The sequence below is a fragment of the Pseudomonas sp. JAI120 genome (assembly GCF_014207255.1).
Classification (GTDB): domain Bacteria; phylum Pseudomonadota; class Gammaproteobacteria; order Pseudomonadales; family Pseudomonadaceae; genus Aquipseudomonas.
The window spans coordinates 259173-280566 of record NZ_JACHCZ010000007.1 but is presented as its reverse complement, the minus strand read 5'-3'; the positions used below and the strand labels follow the sequence as shown (position 1 = coordinate 280566).

Here is a 21394-nt window from a genome sequence, read left to right as displayed (position 1 = left end):
GACGCAGGGGTCAGATTATGCCGCTCACTCAAGAGCAGAAGAAACAGTACAAATCCATTGGCCACCATCTGAAACCAGTTCTGATTGTGGCAGACAACGGTTTGACTGAAGGTGTGTTAGCCGAACTTGAACGCGCACTGGGCGATCACGAACTGATCAAGATCAAGGTCAACATCCTTGACCGCGAAGCGCGCCTGGCCGCCATTGCAGAACTGTGCAAGGTTGGCAAAGCAGACCTGGTTCAGGTCATCGGCAAGATGGCACTGCTGTATCGCAAGAACTTCAGCGTCAACAAGCAACTGTCGAACGTACACCGCTTCAAGTAACACAAAGGGTCACGGGCGTGCTTCGCGCGCCCCGCCACTCCATCCTGGAGCAGGCTGTATAACCAGCACCAGGCCGGAGAACCCTAGCACAAGATAGCTGAATAGCTGCCAGCGCAACGCTTCCGGCAGCCAGACATGCACAATGCAATACATTGCACATGCATACAGCGCCATCAACAGCAGTTGGCCGCGAATATCCCGCCACAAACTCTCCAAGCCTTCAGCCTTGACCAGCACCAACGCCTGAAGCGCTACGCACGCCGCCGCGAATCCCACCAGCAGCGCACTCAATAATCCATCGATCTCATCGATCAGCAACGGGGCCAGGCCAATCAGGCCCAGCGCCGGCAATACACCAATATGCAATAGCCACACACCACCCACCCAAAGCATCTGGGCAAGCTGCCAAAGCATGGCGCCCGCACGAAGCGGGCGCCGCCTTTCAGACGTGACGAACTTCAACAATCTCGTACTCGATCACACCGCCGGGCGTTTTGACAGACACCACATCACCCTCCTCCTTGGCGATCAAGGCACGGGCCAGTGGTGAGCCGACGGAGATTTTGCCGAGTTTGAAGTCAGCCTCGTCCTCTCCCACGATGTGGTAGACCACGCTCTCGTCAGTCTCAACGTTGGCGATCTCCACGGTGGTACCGAAAATCACCTTGCCAGTGTGCGGAATAGTCGTGACGTCGATGATCACCGCATTCTGCATACGGCCTTCGATATCACGGATCCGCGCCTCGACCATACCCTGCTGCTCACGAGCAGCGTGGTATTCGGCGTTTTCCTTCAAGTCACCCAGCTCGCGGGCCGTACCGATGTCCTGGCTCAGCTTTGGACGTACGACCTTGGTCAGATGGGCGTGCTCCTCTTCCAGGGCCTTGGCGCCTTGGACGGTCATTGGGTATTTGATCATGCCTTCAATCCTGCGTGTAGATCCTGCAAGCGACGCACGGTCTTTTCCGGACCGAACTTGAGCGCTTCGCAGATAGCTTCGCCAGCAGCAATAGTGGTGGTGCAGTAGATCTTGTGCTGCAAGGCATTACGGCGAATGGAGTAGGAATCCGCGATCGACTGGCGACCTTCGGTGGTGTTGATAATCAGCGTGACTTCGTCATTCTTGATCATGTCGACCACATGCGGACGGCCTTCCGTCACCTTGTTCACGCGGCGCACTTTCAAGCCGGCCGCTTCGATCAGCTTGGCGGTCCCGGCAGTTGCCACGATTTCAAAGCCCAAGTTGATCAGATCACGGGCCACGCCTGCAACCAGCGGCTTATCATCATCACGCACGCTGATAAACGCAGTACCGCCGGTCGGCAGCACTTCGCTGGCGCCCATCTGGGCCTTGGCAAAGGCTTCACCGAAGGTATCGCCCACGCCCATCACTTCACCGGTGGACTTCATCTCTGGGCCCAGGATCGGGTCCACACCAGGGAATTTGGCAAATGGGAACACTGCCTCTTTCACACTGTAGAAGTTTGGAATGATTTCCTTGGTGAAGCCAATTTCCTTCAGAGTCTTACCCGCCATCACACGCGCAGCGATCATGGCCAGGGACACGCCGATGCACTTGGAAACGAACGGCACGGTACGCGAAGCACGTGGGTTGACTTCAATGACGTAGATATCTTCGCCTTGCAGCGCCAACTGCACGTTCATCAGGCCGACAACACCCAACTCCAAGGCCATTTTCTTGACCTGTTCGCGCATCTCGTCCTGGATATGTGCAGGCAACGAGTAAGGCGGCAGCGAGCATGCGGAGTCACCGGAGTGAACGCCCGCCTGTTCGATGTGCTGCATGATCGCGCCGATGACCACGTCGGTACCGTCGCAAACCGCATCCACGTCCATTTCGATGGCGCAGTTGAGGAAGTGGTCCAGCAGCACCGGGCTGTCGTTGGACACTTTTACTGCATCACGCAGGTAACGCTTGAGCTCTTCTTCTTCGTAGACGATTTCCATCGCACGGCCGCCCAGCACGTAGGACGGACGCACCACCAGCGGGTAGCCGATCTTGCTGGCGGCGCGGATGGCTTCGTCTTCGCTGCGCACGGTAGCGTTTGGTGGCTGACGCAGGTTCAGGCGCTCAACCATTTGCTGGAAACGCTCACGGTCTTCGGCACGGTCGATGGCGTCAGGGCTGGTGCCGATGATTGGCACACCGGCGGCCTCAAGGGCACGCGCCAGTTTCAGCGGGGTTTGGCCCCCGTACTGGACGATTACACCTTTTGGTTTCTCGACGCGACAGATTTCCAACACGTCTTCCAACGTTACCGGCTCGAAGTACAGACGGTCGGAAGTGTCGTAGTCAGTGGAAACAGTTTCTGGGTTGCAGTTGACCATGATGGTCTCGTACCCGTCTTCGCGAAGCGCAAGGGCGGCGTGTACGCAGCAATAGTCGAATTCGATGCCCTGGCCGATACGGTTCGGACCACCGCCCAGGATGATAATCTTGTCGCGGCCCGACGGCGCAGCTTCGCACTCTTCCTCGTAGGTGGAGTACAGGTACGCAGTGTCGGTGGCGAACTCGGCAGCACAGGTGTCAACGCGCTTGTAGACCGGGAAAATATCCAGTTTGTGACGATGCGTGCGCAGGTTCTTCTCGGTCACACCCAGCAGCTTGGCCAGACGCTGGTCGGAGAAGCCTTTACGCTTGAGGCGGAACATCAGGTCGCGGTCGATAGACGACAGACCGAGGGTCTTGACCTTCTCTTCTTCCTTGATCAGATCTTCGATCTGCACCAGGAACCACGGATCGATCATGTTCATGCCGAAGATGTCTTCGACGGTCATGCCGGCACGGAAAGCATCGGCCACGTACCAGATGCGCTCGGCGCCCGGCACGGTCAGCTCGCGCTTGAGGATGCTCATGCTTTCCGGATTGCCCAGGTCAAGCTTCTCGTCCAGGCCGCAAACCCCCACTTCCAGGCCACGCAGGGCTTTCTGCAGGGACTCCTGGAAAGTCCGGCCAATGGCCATGACCTCACCCACCGACTTCATCTGAGTGGTCAGACGCGCGTCGGCTTTCGGGAATTTCTCGAAAGCAAAACGCGGCAGCTTGGTGACAACGTAGTCGATAGACGGCTCGAAAGACGCAGGCGTCGCGCCGCCCGTGATTTCGTTTTGCAGTTCGTCCAAGGTGTAGCCGATAGCCAGCTTGGCAGCGATACGCGCAATCGGGAAGCCGGTAGCTTTCGATGCCAGCGCCGAAGAACGCGATACACGCGGGTTCATCTCGATCACGACCATGCGGCCTGTGTCCGGGCAGATGCCGAACTGAACGTTGGAACCACCGGTTTCAACGCCGATCTCACGCAATACCGCCAACGAGGCGTTACGCATGATCTGGTATTCCTTGTCCGTCAGGGTCTGCGCCGGAGCAACGGTGATCGAGTCGCCGGTGTGCACGCCCATCGGGTCGAAGTTTTCGATGGAGCAGACGATGATGCAGTTGTCCTTTTTGTCGCGGACAACCTCCATCTCATACTCTTTCCAGCCGATCAGGGATTCGTCGATCAGCAGCTCTTTGGTCGGCGACAGATCCAGGCCACGCGCGCAGATTTCTTCGAACTCTTCACGGTTGTAAGCAATGCCACCACCGGTGCCGCCCATGGTGAAGGACGGACGGATAATGCACGGGAAGCCCAGCTTTTCGAGAACTGCGTTGGCCTCCTCCATACTGTGGGCGATACCCGAGCGCGGGCAGTCAAGGCCGATGGACTTCATCGCCTTGTCGAAGCGCGAACGGTCTTCAGCCTTGTCGATGGTGTCAGCGTTGGCGCCGATCATCTCTACACCGAACTTTTCCAGGACGCCTTCGCGCTCCAGGTCCAAGGCGCAGTTCAGCGCAGTCTGGCCGCCCATGGTCGGCAGCAGTGCGTCTGGACGCTCTTTCTCGATGATCTTGGCAACAGTCTGCCACTTGATCGGCTCGATGTAGGTGGCGTCGGCCATGTCCGGATCGGTCATGATGGTAGCCGGGTTGGAGTTCACCAGGATGACGCGGTAACCCTCTTCGCGCAGGGCTTTACAGGCCTGGGCGCCGGAGTAGTCGAATTCGCAGGCCTGGCCGATCACGATCGGGCCAGCGCCGAGAATCAGGATGCTTTTTATGTCTGTACGTTTTGGCATGGGTTTGTCACTCAAATCCGCAGGTCAGTCGGCAAGCCGTCTTGAACAATCTTCGAAGAGCCTGCGGGGGCCGCCAAGGTAGGGGCCGCCCGCAGGCAGCTCAGTCAGCGTCGCTTGGCCATCTCATTGATGAAACGGTCGAACAGCGGCGCTACGTCGTTCGGGCCCGGGCTTGCTTCAGGATGGCCCTGGAAGCTGAACGCGCTCTTGTCAGTGCGCTCGATGCCCTGCAGGGAACCGTCGAACAACGACTTGTGAATCGCGCGGACATTGCTCGGCAAGGTCGCTTCATCCACCGCAAAACCGTGGTTCTGGCTGGTGATCATCACAACGCCAGTGTCCAGGTCTTGCACAGGGTGGTTGGCGCCGTGATGGCCATGACCCATTTTCAGGGTCTTGGCGCCGGAGGCCAGCGCCAGCAACTGGTGACCAAGGCAAATACCGAACACCGGAATCTCGGTCTCCAGCACTTCCTTGATGGCCTGGATGGCGTAGTCGCAAGGCTCCGGGTCACCCGGGCCGTTGGAAAGGAATACACCGTCCGGTTGCAGGGCAAGCACGTCGCTGGCTGGGGTTTGCGCCGGCACCACGGTCACGCGGCACCCACGCTCGACCAGCATACGCAGGATGTTGTACTTGACGCCGTAGTCGTATGCGACCACGTGATACGGCAGGTCAGCCACTTCGATAGTTTCGTGGCTGTCGGTCTTCAAGTCCCAGACGGTGGAGCGCCACTCGTACTGTTCCTTGGTGCTGACGACTTTCGCCAGGTCCATGCCTTTCAGGCCAGGGAAGCCTTGCGCTGCTGCAATCGCCGCTGCTTCGGAAATATTGTCACCGACCATGATGCAGCCGTTCTGCGAGCCCTTTTCACGCAGGATGCGAGTCAGGCGGCGCGTATCGATACCGGCGATCGCCACAACGTTGTTGGCTTTCAGGTAATCGGACAGCGACATCGTGTTACGCCAGTTGCTCGCAACCAGTGGTAGATCACGAATGACCAGACCCGCCGACCAGACACGATCAGACTCAACGTCTTCCGGCGTAGTACCGGTGTTGCCGATATGCGGATAGGTCAGGGTAACGATCTGTTGGGCGTAGGAAGGATCGGTAAGGATTTCCTGATAGCCTGTCATGGCGGTGTTAAACACCACCTCTCCAACGGTTTGACCGTCGGCTCCAATGGCTTCGCCGCGAAAAATGCTGCCATCAGCAAGGGCGAGTATGGCTGGCTTAGTCAAGAAGACCTCCCGTAAATAAAGCCTGAAAGGGCGATCGCAGGTTGTAAAAAAGCGGAGTGACGTATGGACACGTCACCCCGCTTCTTCACTGAATTATTCTGCGCGCTTTTAGTGGACACACTAAAGCTGTAGCTTACAGAAAAAGGCTTTTTTGGTCCACCGCTAATGAGCCTTAAAGGCAGGAGAATGCGACAGGACGTCGCTTAGCGGGTAAAAACGGGGCCTTAGGATAATCCTGGGGCCCCGTTTTAGCTACTGATTAGTGCAGATCCAACACATCGCGCATGTCGTACAGACCGGGCTCGCGACCTTCCAACCAGAGCGCAGCGCGCACCGCGCCCTTGGCGAATGTCATCCGACTGGAAGCCTTGTGAGTGATTTCCAGGCGCTCACCCTCGGTAGCAAACAATACCGTGTGGTCGCCCACAACATCACCGCCGCGGACGGTCGAAAAACCAATGGTTTCACGCGCACGCGCTCCGGTATGCCCTTCGCGACCGTAAACCGCCACCTTGGACAGGTCCCGCCCCAGCGCATCGGCAATAGCCTCCCCCATGCGCAGCGCAGTACCCGACGGCGCATCGATCTTGTGGCGGTGATGCGTCTCGATAATCTCGATATCCGCTTCATCCCCCAACACCCGCGCCGCCATGTCCAGCAACTTGAGCGACAGGTTCACGCCGACACTGAAGTTGGCGGCGAAGACGACGGGGATATCCTTACCCGCCTCATCCAACAACTGCTTCTGCTGAGCAGTCAAACCCGTGGTACCGATCACCATCGCCTTACCCGCCTTGCGGCAGAACGCGAGGTTTTTCAGCATCACCTCCGGCAGGGTGAAGTCGATCAGCACATCGAATTCGTCAGCCACCTGCTCCAGGCTACCTGACAATGAGACACCGATACGCCCCAGCGAAGCCAACTCACCCGCATCCGCACCGATCAACGTGCTACCGGGACGAACAATCGCCGCGGTCAGCCCAGAGGCCGGGGAGCGCTGCTGCACCGCCTCGACCAACGTCTTGCCCATGCGCCCGGCAGCGCCCATTACGGCTATACGTCGCATACTCACTTCCTTACAGGTCGCCGAAGAAGCGCTTCACGCCTTCGAAAAAGCCAGTGGTTTTCGGCGAATGCGTGTCATCGCCCTCCAGCGAACTGCGGAATTCCTCAAGCAACTCACGCTGACGGCGACCCAGATTGACTGGAGTCTCCACGGCCACACGACACATCAAGTCGCCAGCACCGCCACCGCGCACCGGAGCTACGCCCTTGCCACGGATACGGAACTGCTTACCGGTCTGCGTACCTTCAGGAATCTTGAGCTTGACCCGACCGTCCAGGGTCGGAATCTCCAATTCGCCACCCAGGGCTGCATCGACAAAACTGATCGGCACTTCACAGAACAGGTGCTTGCCGTCGCGCTGGAAGATCGAGTGTTCGCGCACATTGATCACCACGTAAAGGTCGCCCGTCGGACCACCCTGAGCACCGGCCTCACCCTCACCCGACAGACGAATACGGTCTCCGGTGTCCACGCCCGCCGGCACCTTCACCGCCAGGGTCTTGTACTCTTCGACGCGGCCTTCGCCGTGGCAAGAGTCGCACGGATCGGAAATGATCTTGCCCTGCCCATGGCAACGCGGGCAGGTCTGCTGCACAGAGAAGAAACCCTGCTGCATACGGACCTGGCCGATACCGCCGCATGTCGGGCAGGTAATCGGCGAGGAACCTTTCTTGGCACCCGAACCATCACACGGCTTACAGTTAACCAGCGTCGGCACGCGAATATTGACGCTGGTGCCGCGTACAGCTTCTTCCAGGTTCAGCTCCAGGGTGTAACGCAAGTCGCTGCCACGCTGGGCACCACCGCGCTGACCACCCCGGCCACCACCAAAGAAGTCACTGAATACATCACCGAAAATATCGGAGAAGTTCTGACCGCCAAAACCGGCACCGCCGCCACCCATGCTAGGGTCGACACCGGCGTGGCCATACTGATCGTAGGCCGCACGCTTGTTGGGATCAGACAGGCATTCGTAGGCCTCATTGGCCTCTTTGAACATGTCCTCGGATTCTTTGCTATCCGGATTACGGTCCGGGTGGTGCTTCATTGCCAGGCGACGGTAAGCCTTTTTCAGATCCGCCTCGCTGGAGCCGCGCTCCACACCCAACACTTCGTAATAGTCACGCTTTGCCATAAGTCTTTGCACTCTTAAGGACGTTCAGCCAGACCCTCCTGAGCCTGGCTAAACTCGTTGAGCCCCAATACAGGCCCGGACCCAACTCACGTCAATTCAACGATCCTGGTCATTACTACTTTTTAGCCAGGGATCCGGCCAAAAACGCGGTATTTATTGCTCGGAAAGCAGGAGCATCCCCGATCACACCGCCAACATCCGAACGCTGTCGCATGCTGTAAAAATTCGCATACCCCAGACACGCCAACGCGGGAGCAAGCTCCCGCGCGGCGACATCCTACCAGTCACCGCTTGATAGCGGTCAACCGGGCGACCAACTTACTTCTTGTCTGTAACTTCTTCGAACTCAGCATCGACAACATCGTCTTTAGCTTCAGGCTCTGCTTTCTGCGCAGCGCCATCGGCAGGCTGAGCCTGTTCGGCATACATTTTCTGAGCCACTGGCGCGGAAACTTTCGACAATTCTTCAACCTTGGCTTCAATATCAGCCTTGTCGTCGCCTTTAACAGCGGCTTCCAGGGCAACCACAGCAGCTTCGATGGCAGCCTTCTCTTCAGCGGTCACTTTCTCGCCAGCATCAGCGATCATTTTGCGCGTCGAGTGAACCAGTGCGTCACCCTGGTTACGGGCACCTGCCAACTCTTCGAACTTCTTGTCAGCTTCAGCATTGGTTTCAGCATCACGGATCATCTGTTGAATTTCTTCATCAGAAAGACCGGAGTTGGCCTTGATGGTGATCTTCTGCTCTTTGCCGGTAGCCTTGTCTTTCGCGCCTACGTGCAGAATGCCGTTGGCGTCGATGTCGAAGGTCACTTCGATTTGTGGCACGCCACGTGGTGCTGGTGGAATCTCAGCCAGGTCGAACTTACCCAGGGACTTGTTCTGAGCAGCCTGCTTACGCTCACCTTGCAGCACGTGAATGGTCACAGCGCCCTGATTGTCATCAGCAGTCGAGAACACCTGGGATTTCTTGGTAGGAATCGTGGTGTTTTTCTCGATCAGCGCAGTCATCACGCCACCCATGGTTTCGATACCCAGGGTCAGCGGGCTTACGTCCAGCAGCAACACGTCTTTCACGTCACCGGCCAATACCGCGCCCTGGATGGCAGCACCCATGGCAACAGCTTCGTCCGGGTTCACGTCTTTACGTGCTTCTTTGCCGAAGAACTCGGTAACCAACTTCTGAACCAGCGGCATACGGGTCTGACCGCCCACCAGGATCACGTCGTTGATCGCACCAACGTCGATACCGGAGTCTTTCAGCGCAATACGGCATGGCTCAATAGTGCGTTGAACCAGATCTTCAACCAGCGCTTCCAACTTGGCGCGAGAGATCTTCACGTTCAAGTGCTTAGGACCGGTAGCGTCTGCAGTGATGTACGGCAGGTTAACGTCGGTCGACTGAGCGGAAGACAGCTCGATCTTGGCTTTTTCAGCAGCTTCTTTCAGGCGCTGCATCGCCAGCGGGTCACCCTTGAGGTTCATGCCGCTTTCTTTCTTGAATTCGTCAACGAGGTAGTCGATCAGACGAATGTCAAAGTCCTCGCCACCCAGGAAGGTGTCGCCGTTGGTGGCCAACACTTCGAACTGATGCTCGCCGTCCACTTCGGCGATCTCGATCACGGAAACGTCGAACGTACCGCCACCCAGGTCATAAACGATCACGGTGTGATCGCCTTTAGCCTTGTCCATACCGTAAGCCAGAGCAGCTGCAGTCGGTTCGTTGATGATACGTTTTACGTCCAGGCCCGCGATGCGGCCGGCGTCTTTGGTCGCCTGGCGCTGGCTGTCGTTGAAGTAGGCCGGAACGGTGATCACCGCCTCAGTCACTGTCTCACCCAGGTAATCTTCGGCAGTCTTCTTCATCTTCTTCAAGATTTCAGCCGAGATTTGCGGTGGCGACATTTTCTGGCCATTTACTTCAACCCAGGCGTCACCGTTGTCAGCCTTGGCGATCTTGTAAGGGACCATCTTGATGTCTTTCTGTACGACTTCTTCGTCGAACTTGCGGCCGATCAGGCGCTTCACCGCGTACAGAGTGTTATGTGGGTTGGTCACAGCCTGGCGCTTGGCCGACTGACCAACGAGGATTTCACCATCGTTGGCGTAAGCGATGATCGACGGCGTAGTACGCGCGCCCTCGGCGTTTTCGATTACTTTTGCAACGCCGTTTTCCAGCACGGAGACGCAGGAGTTGGTGGTCCCCAGGTCAATACCGATAATTTTGCCCATGATTTACTCTCCCGAAACTTGAATTTGGTTGCCGCAGCAGTGGTGGCTAACTGCGGTAGCACTTAAACGCTTGACTTATAAATGGGGGCCTTGCGGCGGATTTCAAGCCTGCTCATCAATAGAAGGTGCAACGGGTGCAGGAGCCTTGCTCACTACCACCATTGCCGGGCGCAACAGGCGACCGTTGAGCTGATAGCCCTTCTGGAACACTTTCAACACACTGTTGGGTTCGAGGTCGTGGCTTTCTTGCATGGCCATGGCCTGGTGATGCTCGGCGCTGAACGGTTCGCCGCCTTGCGGATCAATGGCTTCGAGCTGATAACGCTTCAGGGTGTCCTGAAACATTTTCAGGGTCAGTTCGATCCCTTCGCGCATCGGGCGGATGTTTTCGTCATCCGGGTTGGACAACTCAAGGCCACGTTCCAAACTGTCAATAATTGGCAGCAGGTCGCCCGCGAACTTTTCCAGCCCGAACTTGTGAGCTTTTTCTACGTCCTGCTCGGCACGGCGGCGGACGTTCTGCAGATCGGCGGCAACACGCAAAGACTGATCCTGCGCAGCGGCCAACTGCTCTTCGAGCACTTGCACACGAGTTGCCAGTTCATCACCGACAGCCGAATTGGCGTCTGGAGTTTGCGTATCCTGCGTCTGTTCGTCAGCCATAGATTTCTCCTTTCAAAATCATGCGCGAACTCAACTCGCGCTTCTGTTCCGGTATATGGGGCCACAATTTCCAGGTTCAAGGGCGCAGGCGCTATCAAAAGTCTTTGGCGTGCCCCAGATCAACTTCGGCCCGATCATTCTCCTTTGCACTAAAAAACCTGAGTAACCGAGCAAATTGAGCTAAGCATCAGGATTGTCAGCCCAGAACAAAACACTGTATAAATAACCAGACCTAAAGCCTGGGAGCGGCCGTCATGCTCGTGCACCTGTCTGTACACAACTACGCCATCGTTGAACATCTGGATCTCGAACTGGATCGCGGGATGAGCGTAATCACAGGCGAAACCGGCGCCGGCAAGTCGATCATGCTCGACGCCCTGGGCCTGACCCTTGGCGACCGTGCCGACAGTGGCGTGGTGCGCCCCGGCGCAGACAAGGCCGACATTCTGGCCACCTTCGACCTCGCAGACATCCCCGAAGCCGAGGCCTGGCTAGCCGAGCGCGACCTTAATAATGACGGCCCGTGCATCCTGCGCCGAGTCATCACCGCCGAAGGGCGCTCACGCGGCTATATCAATGGAACGCCCTGCCCCCTTGGCGACCTGAAAGCCCTGGGTGAGTTGCTGATTGATATCCATAGCCAGCATGAACACCAGTCCCTGCTCAAAACCGACACCCATCGCCGCCTGCTCGACGAATACGCTGGCGCCACTGACCTTGCCCGGCAGGTACAACTGGCTGCCCAGCGCTGGCGCCAGACCCGGCAGGAGCTGGAGCGACTGTCCAATTCCGGCGACGAGCAACGCGCCCGCCACCAATTGCTCAGCTATCAGCTTGAAGAGCTGGAAAGCCTGGGTCTTGGCGAAACCGAGCTGGAACAACTGGAACAGGAACACAAGAACCTCACCAACGCCGAAACCCTACTGGGTATCTGCCGCCAGGTGGTGGAGCAATGCAGCGAGAGCGATTCCGGCAATGTGCTCAATGCGCTCACGGCCAGCCTCAACCGACTATCCAGTGTTAACAGCGCCTCAGGCCCACTGAGTGAAGCCACCACCCTACTGACCAGTGCGCAAATCCAGGTAGAGGAAGCCGTAGGCGAACTCAATCGCTTTCTTGATCATTTCGACGCCGACCCGGCGCGCCTTCAGGAGATAGAAGAGCGCCTGGACACCATCTATACCCTGGCGCGCAAACATCGAATCCAGCCCACCGAAGTGGCAACCATGCAGCAAAAACTGCTGGATGAAATCGAGACCCTGAACGCAAATGACGAATCCATTGAGCGACTGGGCGAAGAGCTCAGCTCTTTTGCCCGCCACTATCAGGAGAAGGCCCGCGAACTGAGCGATCTGCGCCAACAGGCCGCCACCAGCCTGGCTGGCGCCGTCGAGCAGGAAATTCAGCGCCTGGGCATGCCGGGCGGGCGCTTTAGCATCGAGTTGCGCACCAACGCCAGCAATGAGCTGCAACCCTACGGCCTGGAGCAGGTAGAGCTACTGGTCAGCGCCAACCCTGGGCAACCGCTCAAGGCTCTGGCAAAAGTGGCGTCTGGTGGTGAGCTATCGCGAATCAGCCTGGCGATCCAAGTGATTACCGCGCAAACCTCACGGGTACCGACACTGGTGTTCGATGAAGTAGACGTAGGTATCGGTGGCCCCACTGCGGAAATTGTTGGTCAGTTACTGCGCCGCCTGGGGGATCGCGGCCAGGTGCTGACCGTCACTCACTTGCCACAAGTGGCGGCTCAAGGGCATCAACACTTGTTTGTGCACAAGGTGAGAAACAGCGATGCGACACACACTGCGGTATCCAAACTGAACAAGTCGGAGCGCGTAGAAGAAGTGGCACGGATGCTCGGAGGGATCGACTTGACCAAAGAGTCTTTGGCACACGCGAAGAAAATGGTCGTAGCCGCTAAGGCTTGAGACGAACTTTTCCCTATTATAGAAAGCACGAAGGCGACCCTAGGGTCGCCTTCGATCGTTTCGCAGAGCAATTCTGCGTCGTTTTTACTTTTTCTTACGGATGTACAACACGAGATTGTGGTCGACCAAATCGAATCCATGCTCCTCAGCAATTTCGTGCTGGAGCTTTTCGATTGCAGGGCTGGTGAACTCGATAACCTCATTGGTATCCAGGTCAACCATGTGATCGTGATGACCACCGTCAGCCAATTCGAACACTGCATGACCGCCGTCGAAATTATGACGAACCACCAGCCCTGCGGCTTCAAACTGGGTCAGTACACGGTAAACCGTGGCCAGGCCGACGTCCTCGTTAGACTCCATCAGCGCCTTGTAAACATCCTCGGCACTCATGTGGCGCTGCTCAGCAGAATCGAGCATTTGTAGAATCTTGACTCGTGGCAGAGTCACTTTAAGACCGGCTTTGCGTAGTTCGCTATTTTCAACCATGGTTAGCTTTCTCGCGGATGCTGCTTCGCAGCTTCTCTTAATACGGGTATGATCGGCGTTTACGTTGTCCCAGCCAAGATAGTGGAAGTCGCCCACCGATGCAAAACACCAAGCTCTTGCTAACCAGTTTCACCCTTGTGGGACTGCTCGCACTCGCCGGTTGTTCATTCCCCGGGGTTTACAAAATCGACATCCAGCAGGGCAATGTCGTCACGCAGGACATGATAGACCAGTTACGCCCGGGAATGACCCGACGGCAAGTACGGTTTATTATGGGCAATCCCCTGCTGACCGACACTTTTCACGCCGATCGCTGGGATTATCTCTATAGCCTGCAACCTGGTGGCGGTGAACGCCAACAGGAGCGCGTCAGCGTCATTTTCAATGGCAATGACCAGCTTGTCAGCCTGTCGGGTGATTTCATGCCAGGCGTAAGCCGCGATCAAGCACTGCTCGGCAACGATAACGGCGCGAATGTGACTGCACCTGTGCAGGAAAGCGAGAAGCCGAAGTCCGAAGTACCAGCCAAGCCAGGCTCCTTGCTCGACAAGATCCAGAAAGACGTCGACGGGGTCGAAACGGTCCCTGTCCCGACGCCCCAGCCTCTGGACACCAGCCCGCAGTAACATTGTGGCGCATATAAAAAGCCCGGCATGCCGGGCTTTTTGTTACCTGTCCTGTCGTTCAGCCAGCTTATGGATTCTGCCGCTTTGCCAACGCCGCCTTGGCCGCACGGAGCCTGCGCACTTCTTTAGGGTCCACAAGCAAGGGCCGATAGATTTCAATGCGATCGCCCGATTGTACGGGACGCACCTCAGCATCCGTGACGACCCTACCGAATACCCCCAAAGGGCAATCAGCCAGATCCAGCTCAGGAAACTGCACAGCCATCCCTGAGAACTGCACTGCCGCGCGCAAACTGGTTCCCGAAGCCACCGTCAACGCCAGCAAAACCTGGCGATCCTCGGCGGCATATACCACCTCAATCTCAACCATGCAGCTGCTTGGCTCGCTGGCAGAATGCATCCACCAGGGTATTGGCCGCCTGATTGAACAACGGCCCCAATGTCGCCCGCACAATCGGCCCAGCGTAATCAAACGACAGGTCCAGGCTGATCTTGCACGCCTTGTCGGTAAGCGCCTTGAACACCCACACACCATGCAGCTGGGTAAACGGCCCTTCCTGCAGATTCATCTCAATGGACTTGCCCGGCACCAGTACATTACGCGTAACGAAGTGCTGACTGAGTCCGCCTTTCGCCACCCCGACACTGGCAACCATATGCTCATCACTGCTTTCCAGCACCTCGGCAGTTGAACACCAAGGCAGGAATTCCGGGTAACGCGCCACGTCGTTGACCAGATCATAGAGCGCCTGCGCCGGATAGGGCAGCAGGGCCGAACGTTGAATATGCGTCGTCATGTGTGCGTGATTTCCACAGCTGAGCGGCAAACATCGCGAAAGAACAGTCGGATCCGCGAAAGAAAAAAACCAAAGAACTGCCCGTATTGTCCGGGATTCGACCAACACGCTCAAGCACGCAGGTTGACCGTAGCCGACACGCTCGCAACTCCCTATAATGCCGCCCCTATGGCTAAACAAAAGAAACACCCCACAGGGACCATCGCGCAAAATAAAAAAGCGCGACACGATTACTTCATCGAACATCGGTTCGAGGCTGGTTTGGTCCTGGCCGGCTGGGAAGTAAAGAGTCTGCGTGCCAGCAAGTTGCAACTGGTCGACAGCTACGTATTGCTCAAGGATGGCGAGGCATGGCTGCTCGGCAGTCATATCACCCCGCTGACAACCGCGAGCACCCACGTGATTGCCGACCCGGTGCGCACGCGCAAACTATTGCTCAATGCCCGCGAACTGGAAAAGCTCGCCGCAGCCGTACAACAGAAAGGCTACGCCTGTATCTGCCTGTCCTGGTATTGGAGCAAGCATCTGGTCAAGTGCGAGATCGCACTGGGCAAGGGCAAGAAGGAATACGATAAGCGTGATACAGAGCGCGAACGCGATTCCAACCGCGAGCTGCACCGCGCCGTGCGCAACAAGGGCAAGGAAGAATAATCCTTGTAACGATGTAGCCTCGGGACTTCCCCCCGGCTACATCCCCTTGCGCCGTTCCGCACGCGCCACGCGCTGAACCTCCTGACGCACTTCCTCCAACACTTCCTGCACGTACTCCAGGTGACGTGTCGAGACGTCTCTCGCCTGCTCGGCCCGCCCCTCAATAATCGCCAGGTACAGTTCCCGGTGCTGGCTGATCAGCATGTCACGGGTCTCTGTACGCTGCTGATACATGCCACCAATGTTGGTCACCACGTTACGCTTGAGCAGGTCGAACAAACCGCGAATGGTGTGCAACAACACCGCGTTATGACTGGCCTCCGCAATAGCCAGATGGAACCTCGCATCCGCAGCACCCTCCTCGACTCGGCTCACTTCATCTACGCGGGTATAGCAATCCTGTAGCGCGTCGAATGCAGCGGTCAGCCGCTCACGGTCGACCTCAGTAGCTCGCAATGCTGCGTAATAAGCACAGGACGCTTCAAGGGTCTGACGAAACTCCAGCAGGTCACGCTGGGCCTCGGGATTGTTTTCCAACAGGTGCAACAGCGGGTCGCTGAACGTCGAGCCCAGTGACTCGGCAACATAATTGCCCCCACCCTGACGGCTCACCAACAAGCCCTTGGCCGCGAGTTTCTGAATCGCCTCCCGCAATGAAGGACGCGACACACCAAACTGCTCAGCCAAAGCGCGCTCGGCCGGCAAGCGTTCACCCGACTTCAGCGTGCCCTCAAGGATCATCCCTTCAAGCTGCTCGACAATATCGTCAGACAAACGGCGCTGACGCACCTGATCAAACCCCATAACTCGCTCTCCATCATCCCGACCACTCGCCGGGCCCTCTATTCTGGCCTATCGCCGCCCTTCCAGCACCTATCAGAACCGCTTCGACTCACCCAGCCAGATCATCTCGCCCACCGACCTACGACCAAAGTTTCGCGAGCGGCAAATTGACACATCTTCAGAAGGCTTTTAACCTAGCCATCAGCGATTGTAAATTGGTATTACCAATTATCCAAGTCGACTATGAAGTGCCTGACCAACAACAATTAGGGGCCACCCCATATGCAAACCTGGCAACAGCTCTACAGCCCGCTCGGCAGCCTCGGCCTGTCCGCATTGGCCGCCGTTATTCCGATCGTATTCTTCTTCCTGGCGCTGGCCGTGTTTCGCCTCAAAGGCCACGTAGCCGGCAGCATCACCCTGGCGTTATCGATACTGGTGGCGATCTTTGCCTTCCAGATGCCGGTGGACATGGCGCTGGCCGCTGCCGGTTACGGTTTTGCCTATGGCCTGTGGCCTATTGCCTGGATCATTGTCGCGGCGGTGTTTCTCTACAAACTCACCGTCAAGAGCGGCCAGTTCGAGATCATCCGCAGCTCTGTCCTGTCGATCACCGATGACCAGCGCCTGCAGGTGCTGTTGATCGGTTTCTGCTTCGGCGCATTCCTGGAAGGTGCCGCCGGTTTCGGCGCGCCCGTGGCAATTACCGCCGCACTACTGGTAGGCCTGGGCTTCAACCCATTGTACGCAGCCGGCCTGTGCCTGATTGCCAATACCGCGCCCGTCGCCTTCGGGGCCCTGGGAATTCCAATCATCGTGGCAGGGCAAGTGACCGGAATCGATGCTTTCAAGATCGGCGCCATGACCGGTCGCCAGCTGCCGCTGCTCTCGCTGTTCGTGCCGTTCTGGCTGGTATTCATGATGGATGGCCTGCGTGGTGTTCGCGAAACCTGGCCGGCGGCGCTGGTCGCGGGCCTGAGCTTTGCCATTACGCAGTACTTCACGTCCAACTTCATCGGCCCGGAACTGCCGGACATCACCTCGGCCCTGGCCAGCCTGATCTCTCTGACGCTGTTCCTGAAAGTCTGGCAACCCAAACGCACCGCGGGCGCGCAGATTGCCGGCGCCACTTCCGACGTAGCGATTACCGCCAGCGCCGGCGGCTTCGGCCTGCCGCGCAGCACCGTCGCCTCACCTTACAGCCTGGGGCAGATTTTCAAGGCCTGGTCACCGTTCCTGATCCTCACCGTACTGGTCACCATCTGGACCCTCAAACCGTTCAAGGCGATGTTCGCCGCAGGCGGCTCGATGTACAGCTGGGTATTCAACTTCGCGATCCCCCACCTGGATCAAATGGTGATCAAGGTTGCACCCATCGTGACCAACCCGACTGCAATTCCGGCGATATTCAAGCTGGACCCGATCTCAGCGACTGGTACCGCGATTTTCTTCTCCGCACTGATCTCGATGCTGGTACTGAAAATCAACGCCAAGATTGGTCTTACCACCTTAAAAGAGACGTTCTACGAGTTGCGTTGGCCGATCCTGTCTATCGGCATGGTGCTGGCATTCGCCTTTGTCACCAATTACTCCGGCATGTCTTCGACCATGGCGCTGGTATTGGCCGGCACCGGCGCAGCCTTCCCATTCTTCTCGCCTTTCCTCGGCTGGCTGGGGGTTTTCCTGACAGGCTCCGACACATCCTCCAACGCCCTGTTCAGCTCGTTGCAAGCCACCACAGCGCACCAGATCGGCGTCAACGACACGCTTCTGGTCGCTGCAAACACCAGCGGTGGCGTGACCGGCAAAATGATCTCGCCGCAATCGATCGCCGTGGCCTGCGCCGCTACCGGACTGGTGGGCAAAGAATCCGACCTGTTCCGCTTCACCCTCAAGCACAGCCTGTTCTTCGCCACGATAGTCGGGCTGATCACCCTGGCCCAGGCCTACTGGTTTACCGGCATGCTGGTGCACTAAAGCCGTAGCAATAGGGTCATAACCGACGCCGGGTTGTAACCTCGGCGTCGGCTTTGCGCAATCGTGTCAATACGGCGCCCAGGGGGGTGCTGATCCTGGAGGACCAATGAGTCTGCCTGCCGCTTTCCTTGCTGACGTCGCACAGTTGATCCCAAAAGATCGGCGTTTCGACGATCCACTGTCCACCCTCGCATTCGGCACCGATGCCAGCTTTTACCGACTGGTTCCACAACTGGTGATCCGTGTCGAGTCGGAAGACGAAGTGGTGGCGTTGCTGCAACTGGCCCAGCGTGAACGCGTGCCGGTGACCTTCCGCGCGGCCGGCACCAGCCTGTCCGGACAAGCGATAAGCGACTCGGTGCTGATCGTGCTGGGGGACAATTGGAACGGCCGCGAGATTCGCGGGCAAGGCACTCAGATCCGCCTGCAACCCGGCGTAATCGGCGCACAGGCTAACGCCTGGCTGGCGCCATTCGGGCGCAAGATCGGCCCAGACCCGGCGTCGATCAACGCCTGCAAAATCGGCGGTATCGTCGCCAACAACGCCAGTGGCATGTGCTGCGGTACGGCACAGAACACCTACCACACCCTGGCCGGGATTCGTCTGGTCCTGGCCGATGGCAGTCGCCTCGATACAGAAGACGCGACCAGCATTACGGCGTTTCGTGAACAGCACGGCGCACTGCTTGAGCGCCTGGCGACACTGGGTCGTGAGACGCGGGCAAACGCCGAATTGGCAGCAAAAATACGCCACAAATATCGTCTGAAAAATACTACCGGCCTGTCACTCAACGCCTTGGTGGATTTTGATGATCCGCTGGATATCCTCAGCCATCTATTGGTGGGCTCCGAGGGTACCCTCGGGTTTATCAGCGCAGTCACCTACGACACCGTAATCGACCACCCAAACAAGGCGTCGGCGCTGATTGTGTTTCCGGATGTGGAGACCTGCTGCAACGCAGTCACCGTACTGAAAACCCAACCGGTGTCGGCCGTCGAGCTGCTGGATCGACGCAGCATGCGCTCGGTGCAGGACAAACCGGGCATGCCTGCATTCGTACAGCACTTGTCAGAAAATGCCTGCGCCCTGTTGATTGAATCCCGCGCCGCATCGCCGTCATTGCTGCATGAACAATTGGCGCTGATCATGGCGTCGCTGACCGGTTTCCCGGTGGAGAAACAGGTCGACTTCACCGAAGACCCGGCGGAAAACGCCCGCCTGTGGGCAATCCGCAAGGACACCTTCCCCGCCGTTGGTGCTGTACGAAAAACCGGCACCACGGTGATCATCGAAGACGTCACCTTCCCGGTCGAGCAACTGGCCATTGGCGTGAACCGCTTGATCGAACTGTTCGACAAACATCACTACGACGAAGCCATCCTTTTCGGACATGCCCTGGAAGGTAATCTGCACTTTGTGTTCACCCAAGGCTTCAGCAGCGCGGAAGAAGTTACACGCTATCAAGCGTTCATGGATGACGTCGCGCAATTGGTGGCCGTGGAGTTCGGCGGCTCGCTGAAGGCGGAGCACGGCACCGGCCGCAATATGGCACCCTTCGTCGAGCTGGAATGGGGCAGCGACGCCTATCAACTGATGTGGCAACTCAAACGCCTGCTCGATCCCAACGGCATTCTCAACCCGGACGTGGTGCTCAGCGAAGACCCGCAGATTCACCTCAAGCACCTCAAGCCGCTGCCTGCAGCCGACGAGCTTGTGGATAAGTGCATTGAGTGCGGCTTCTGTGAACCGGTATGCCCATCGAAAGGCCTGACGCTGAGCCCTCGCCAGCGCATCGTAATCTGGCGAGATATACAGGCGAAAAAACGCGCCGGCGTCGACACCTCCGAATTGGAAGCGGCCTACCACTACCAGGGCATCGACACGTGTGCCGCTACCGGCCTATGCGCCCAGCGCTGCCCAGTAGGAATCAATACCGGCGACTTGGTGAAAAAACTGCGAAGCCGTGACGCCGACCGTACGAAAACCGCCGAATGGCTGGCCACCCATTTCGCCACGGCACTGCAAGGTGCGCGCTTTACCCTGCATGTAGCCAATGGCGCACGCATGCTGCTGGGGGCACCTCGCCTGGCGAAGCTCTCGGCCACCGTGACCAAGCTCTCCAAGGGGCAGATCCCGCAGTGGAGCAACGCCATGCCACAACCGGAAAAAGCCATTCGCTTCAGCCCGGCAGTGACGGATGAGCGGCCACGGGTGGTCTACCTGGCGGCCTGCGTCTCACGCGCCATGGGCCCGGCGGCCAGTGATAAAGAGCAGATGTCGCTGTACGAAAAAACCCAGACACTGCTGGAAAAAGCCGGTTACCAGGTCGTGTTTCCCGACAATCAGGACAACCTGTGCTGCGGCCAGCCCTTCGCCTCCAAAGGCTACGCCGAACAGGCAGAACACAAACGCCAGGAACTGATCGGCGCCCTGCTCCACGCCAGCCGCGGCGGCCTGGACCCGATCTATTGCGACACCAGCCCCTGCACCCTGCGCCTGGTGCAAGACCTTGGCGAAACGCGCCTGGACCTCTACGACCCAGTACGTTTCATCCGCACGCACCTGATGGACCGTCTCGATTTCACACCGCAAGAAGCGCCGATCGCCGTACACGTCACCTGCAGCACCCAACACCTGGGAGAAAGCCAGGCCCTGATCGACCTGGCCCGCCGCTGTGCCAAAACCGTGGTGATCCCGGAAGGCATTCACTGCTGCGGATTTGCCGGCGACAAAGGTTTCACCACGCCGGAACTCAACGCCCACTCGCTGCGCTCCCTCAAGGATGCGGTGCAATATTGCAGCGAGGGCATCTCCACCAGCCGCACCTGCGAAATCGGCCTAAGCCAGCATGGCGGCATCGATTATCACGGATTGGTGTACCTCGTGGATCGCGTGACCCAGGCCCGCGCCCATTAACCCCGCAAAAAAACAGAACCCCTGCGCGCTGGCGTAGTCATCTGCATAGGCCTCGACGAACGAGGCCCATCAGTGATGTCGCTGGCAGCCCTTGAACGCCAGCAGCGTCGAGCCCTTTTGCGCAAGGAGATACCCTATGAAGCGTTCCGCTCTTGCTGGCTTGTTCATTACCGCTGCGATGCTGGCCTCCCCTGTTTTCGCAGCGGGCGAGCCCGATCTGTGCAAGATCAACCTGGACAAAATCAACAACGGTAAAGCGCTGCTCGCCACCGACACCAGTGGCAAAAGCGGTGAAATAGACACAGCCGTCTCCCAGGCCAAGGCCGCCCACGCCGCCGGTGACGACAAGAAGTGCATCGAGATCACCTCAAAGGCCTTGCAAGACCTGCAGAACATCGACAAAGGCAGCCAATAAACGATAGGGCC

The 21394-nt window shown here is 58.0% G+C and carries 19 protein-coding genes; 7 read left to right on the top strand and 12 right to left on the bottom strand.

The window, feature by feature from the left end:
• The first annotated feature begins 17 nt into the window (after positions 1-17).
• Complete coding sequence (locus tag HDC32_RS28810; protein ID WP_017139256.1) at positions 18-326, top strand: YhbY family RNA-binding protein; 309 nt, start codon at positions 18-20, stop codon at positions 324-326.
• A 9-nt stretch (positions 327-335) separates the two neighbouring features.
• Here the strand turns inward: HDC32_RS28810 and HDC32_RS28805 are convergent, their stop codons facing one another.
• The 8 genes from HDC32_RS28805 to grpE form a co-directional block, all read right to left on the bottom strand.
• Entirely contained in the window at positions 336-740 is a 405-nt protein-coding gene (locus HDC32_RS28805) for an MFS transporter (protein ID WP_131699401.1), read from the bottom strand.
• 28 nt (positions 741-768) lie between these two features.
• Positions 769-1245: a transcription elongation factor GreA gene (greA, locus tag HDC32_RS28800; RefSeq protein WP_090399746.1), complete on the bottom strand. Its 477-nt coding sequence runs from the start codon at positions 1243-1245 to the stop codon at positions 769-771.
• Positions 1242-4463 carry a carbamoyl-phosphate synthase large subunit gene (gene carB / locus HDC32_RS28795; protein WP_131699400.1) on the bottom strand — a complete coding sequence of 1074 codons (3222 nt, stop codon included), beginning with the start codon at positions 4461-4463 and terminating at the stop codon, positions 1242-1244. Before carB ends, greA begins: the two co-directional genes overlap by 4 nt.
• A 104-nt stretch (positions 4464-4567) precedes the next feature.
• Entirely contained in the window at positions 4568-5704 is a 1137-nt protein-coding gene (gene carA, locus HDC32_RS28790) for a glutamine-hydrolyzing carbamoyl-phosphate synthase small subunit (protein ID WP_131699399.1), read from the bottom strand.
• 259 nt (positions 5705-5963) lie between these two features.
• Positions 5964-6770, bottom strand: coding sequence for a 4-hydroxy-tetrahydrodipicolinate reductase (gene dapB / locus HDC32_RS28785; RefSeq protein WP_184746369.1), 807 nt, complete (start codon positions 6768-6770; stop codon positions 5964-5966).
• Between the two features lie 10 nt (positions 6771-6780).
• Positions 6781-7905, bottom strand: coding sequence for a molecular chaperone DnaJ (gene dnaJ / locus HDC32_RS28780; RefSeq protein WP_145336563.1), 1125 nt, complete (start codon positions 7903-7905; stop codon positions 6781-6783).
• 318 nt (positions 7906-8223) lie between these two features.
• Positions 8224-10137, bottom strand: coding sequence for a molecular chaperone DnaK (gene dnaK, locus HDC32_RS28775; RefSeq protein ID WP_131699396.1), 1914 nt, complete (start codon positions 10135-10137; stop codon positions 8224-8226).
• A gap of 102 nt (positions 10138-10239) precedes the next feature.
• The gene (gene grpE, locus HDC32_RS28770; protein ID WP_053137824.1) at positions 10240-10800 is read right to left on the bottom strand and encodes a nucleotide exchange factor GrpE; all 561 of its coding nucleotides are present in this window, start codon (positions 10798-10800) and stop codon (positions 10240-10242) included.
• A gap of 254 nt (positions 10801-11054) precedes the next feature.
• Between grpE and recN the strand changes: the two genes are divergently transcribed.
• Positions 11055-12728, top strand: coding sequence for a DNA repair protein RecN (recN, locus tag HDC32_RS28765; protein WP_167656468.1), 1674 nt, complete (start codon positions 11055-11057; stop codon positions 12726-12728).
• A gap of 84 nt (positions 12729-12812) precedes the next feature.
• Here the strand turns inward: recN and fur are convergent, their stop codons facing one another.
• Positions 12813-13217 carry a ferric iron uptake transcriptional regulator gene (fur, locus tag HDC32_RS28760; RefSeq protein WP_010562662.1) on the bottom strand — a complete coding sequence of 135 codons (405 nt, stop codon included), beginning with the start codon at positions 13215-13217 and terminating at the stop codon, positions 12813-12815.
• Between the two features lie 98 nt (positions 13218-13315).
• Between fur and HDC32_RS28755 the strand changes: the two genes are divergently transcribed.
• Complete coding sequence (locus HDC32_RS28755) at positions 13316-13843, top strand: outer membrane protein assembly factor BamE (RefSeq protein ID WP_131699394.1); 528 nt, start codon at positions 13316-13318, stop codon at positions 13841-13843.
• A 67-nt stretch (positions 13844-13910) separates the two neighbouring features.
• On the opposite strand, the gene HDC32_RS28750 is transcribed toward HDC32_RS28755, so the two are convergent.
• Positions 13911-14213, bottom strand: coding sequence for an RnfH family protein (locus tag HDC32_RS28750; RefSeq protein WP_184746367.1), 303 nt, complete (start codon positions 14211-14213; stop codon positions 13911-13913).
• Entirely contained in the window at positions 14206-14640 is a 435-nt protein-coding gene (locus HDC32_RS28745; RefSeq protein WP_005791512.1) for a type II toxin-antitoxin system RatA family toxin, read from the bottom strand. Before HDC32_RS28745 ends, HDC32_RS28750 begins: the two co-directional genes overlap by 8 nt.
• Before the next feature lie 168 nt (positions 14641-14808).
• Here HDC32_RS28745 and smpB point away from each other — a divergent pair, with 168 nt between their 5' ends.
• Positions 14809-15291 (top strand): SsrA-binding protein SmpB, encoded by a 483-nt coding sequence (gene smpB, locus HDC32_RS28740; protein ID WP_003176160.1) that lies wholly within the window; start codon positions 14809-14811, stop codon positions 15289-15291.
• Positions 15292-15327: 36 nt separating this feature from the next.
• Here the strand turns inward: smpB and HDC32_RS28735 are convergent, their stop codons facing one another.
• Positions 15328-16095, bottom strand: a complete 768-nt coding sequence (locus HDC32_RS28735; RefSeq protein WP_131699392.1) for an FCD domain-containing protein — start codon at positions 16093-16095, stop codon at positions 15328-15330.
• A gap of 261 nt (positions 16096-16356) precedes the next feature.
• Here HDC32_RS28735 and HDC32_RS28730 point away from each other — a divergent pair, with 261 nt between their 5' ends.
• The 3 genes from HDC32_RS28730 to HDC32_RS28720 all read left to right on the top strand — a co-directional run bounded on the left by HDC32_RS28730 (position 16357) and on the right by HDC32_RS28720 (position 21383).
• The gene (locus HDC32_RS28730) at positions 16357-18051 is read left to right on the top strand and encodes a lactate permease LctP family transporter (RefSeq protein ID WP_145336569.1); all 1695 of its coding nucleotides are present in this window, start codon (positions 16357-16359) and stop codon (positions 18049-18051) included.
• Between the two features lie 106 nt (positions 18052-18157).
• Positions 18158-20968: an FAD-binding and (Fe-S)-binding domain-containing protein gene (locus HDC32_RS28725; protein WP_184746365.1), complete on the top strand. Its 2811-nt coding sequence runs from the start codon at positions 18158-18160 to the stop codon at positions 20966-20968.
• 136 nt (positions 20969-21104) lie between these two features.
• Positions 21105-21383, top strand: a complete 279-nt coding sequence (locus HDC32_RS28720) for a hypothetical protein (protein WP_131699389.1) — start codon at positions 21105-21107, stop codon at positions 21381-21383.
• Positions 21384-21394 lie beyond the last annotated feature (11 nt).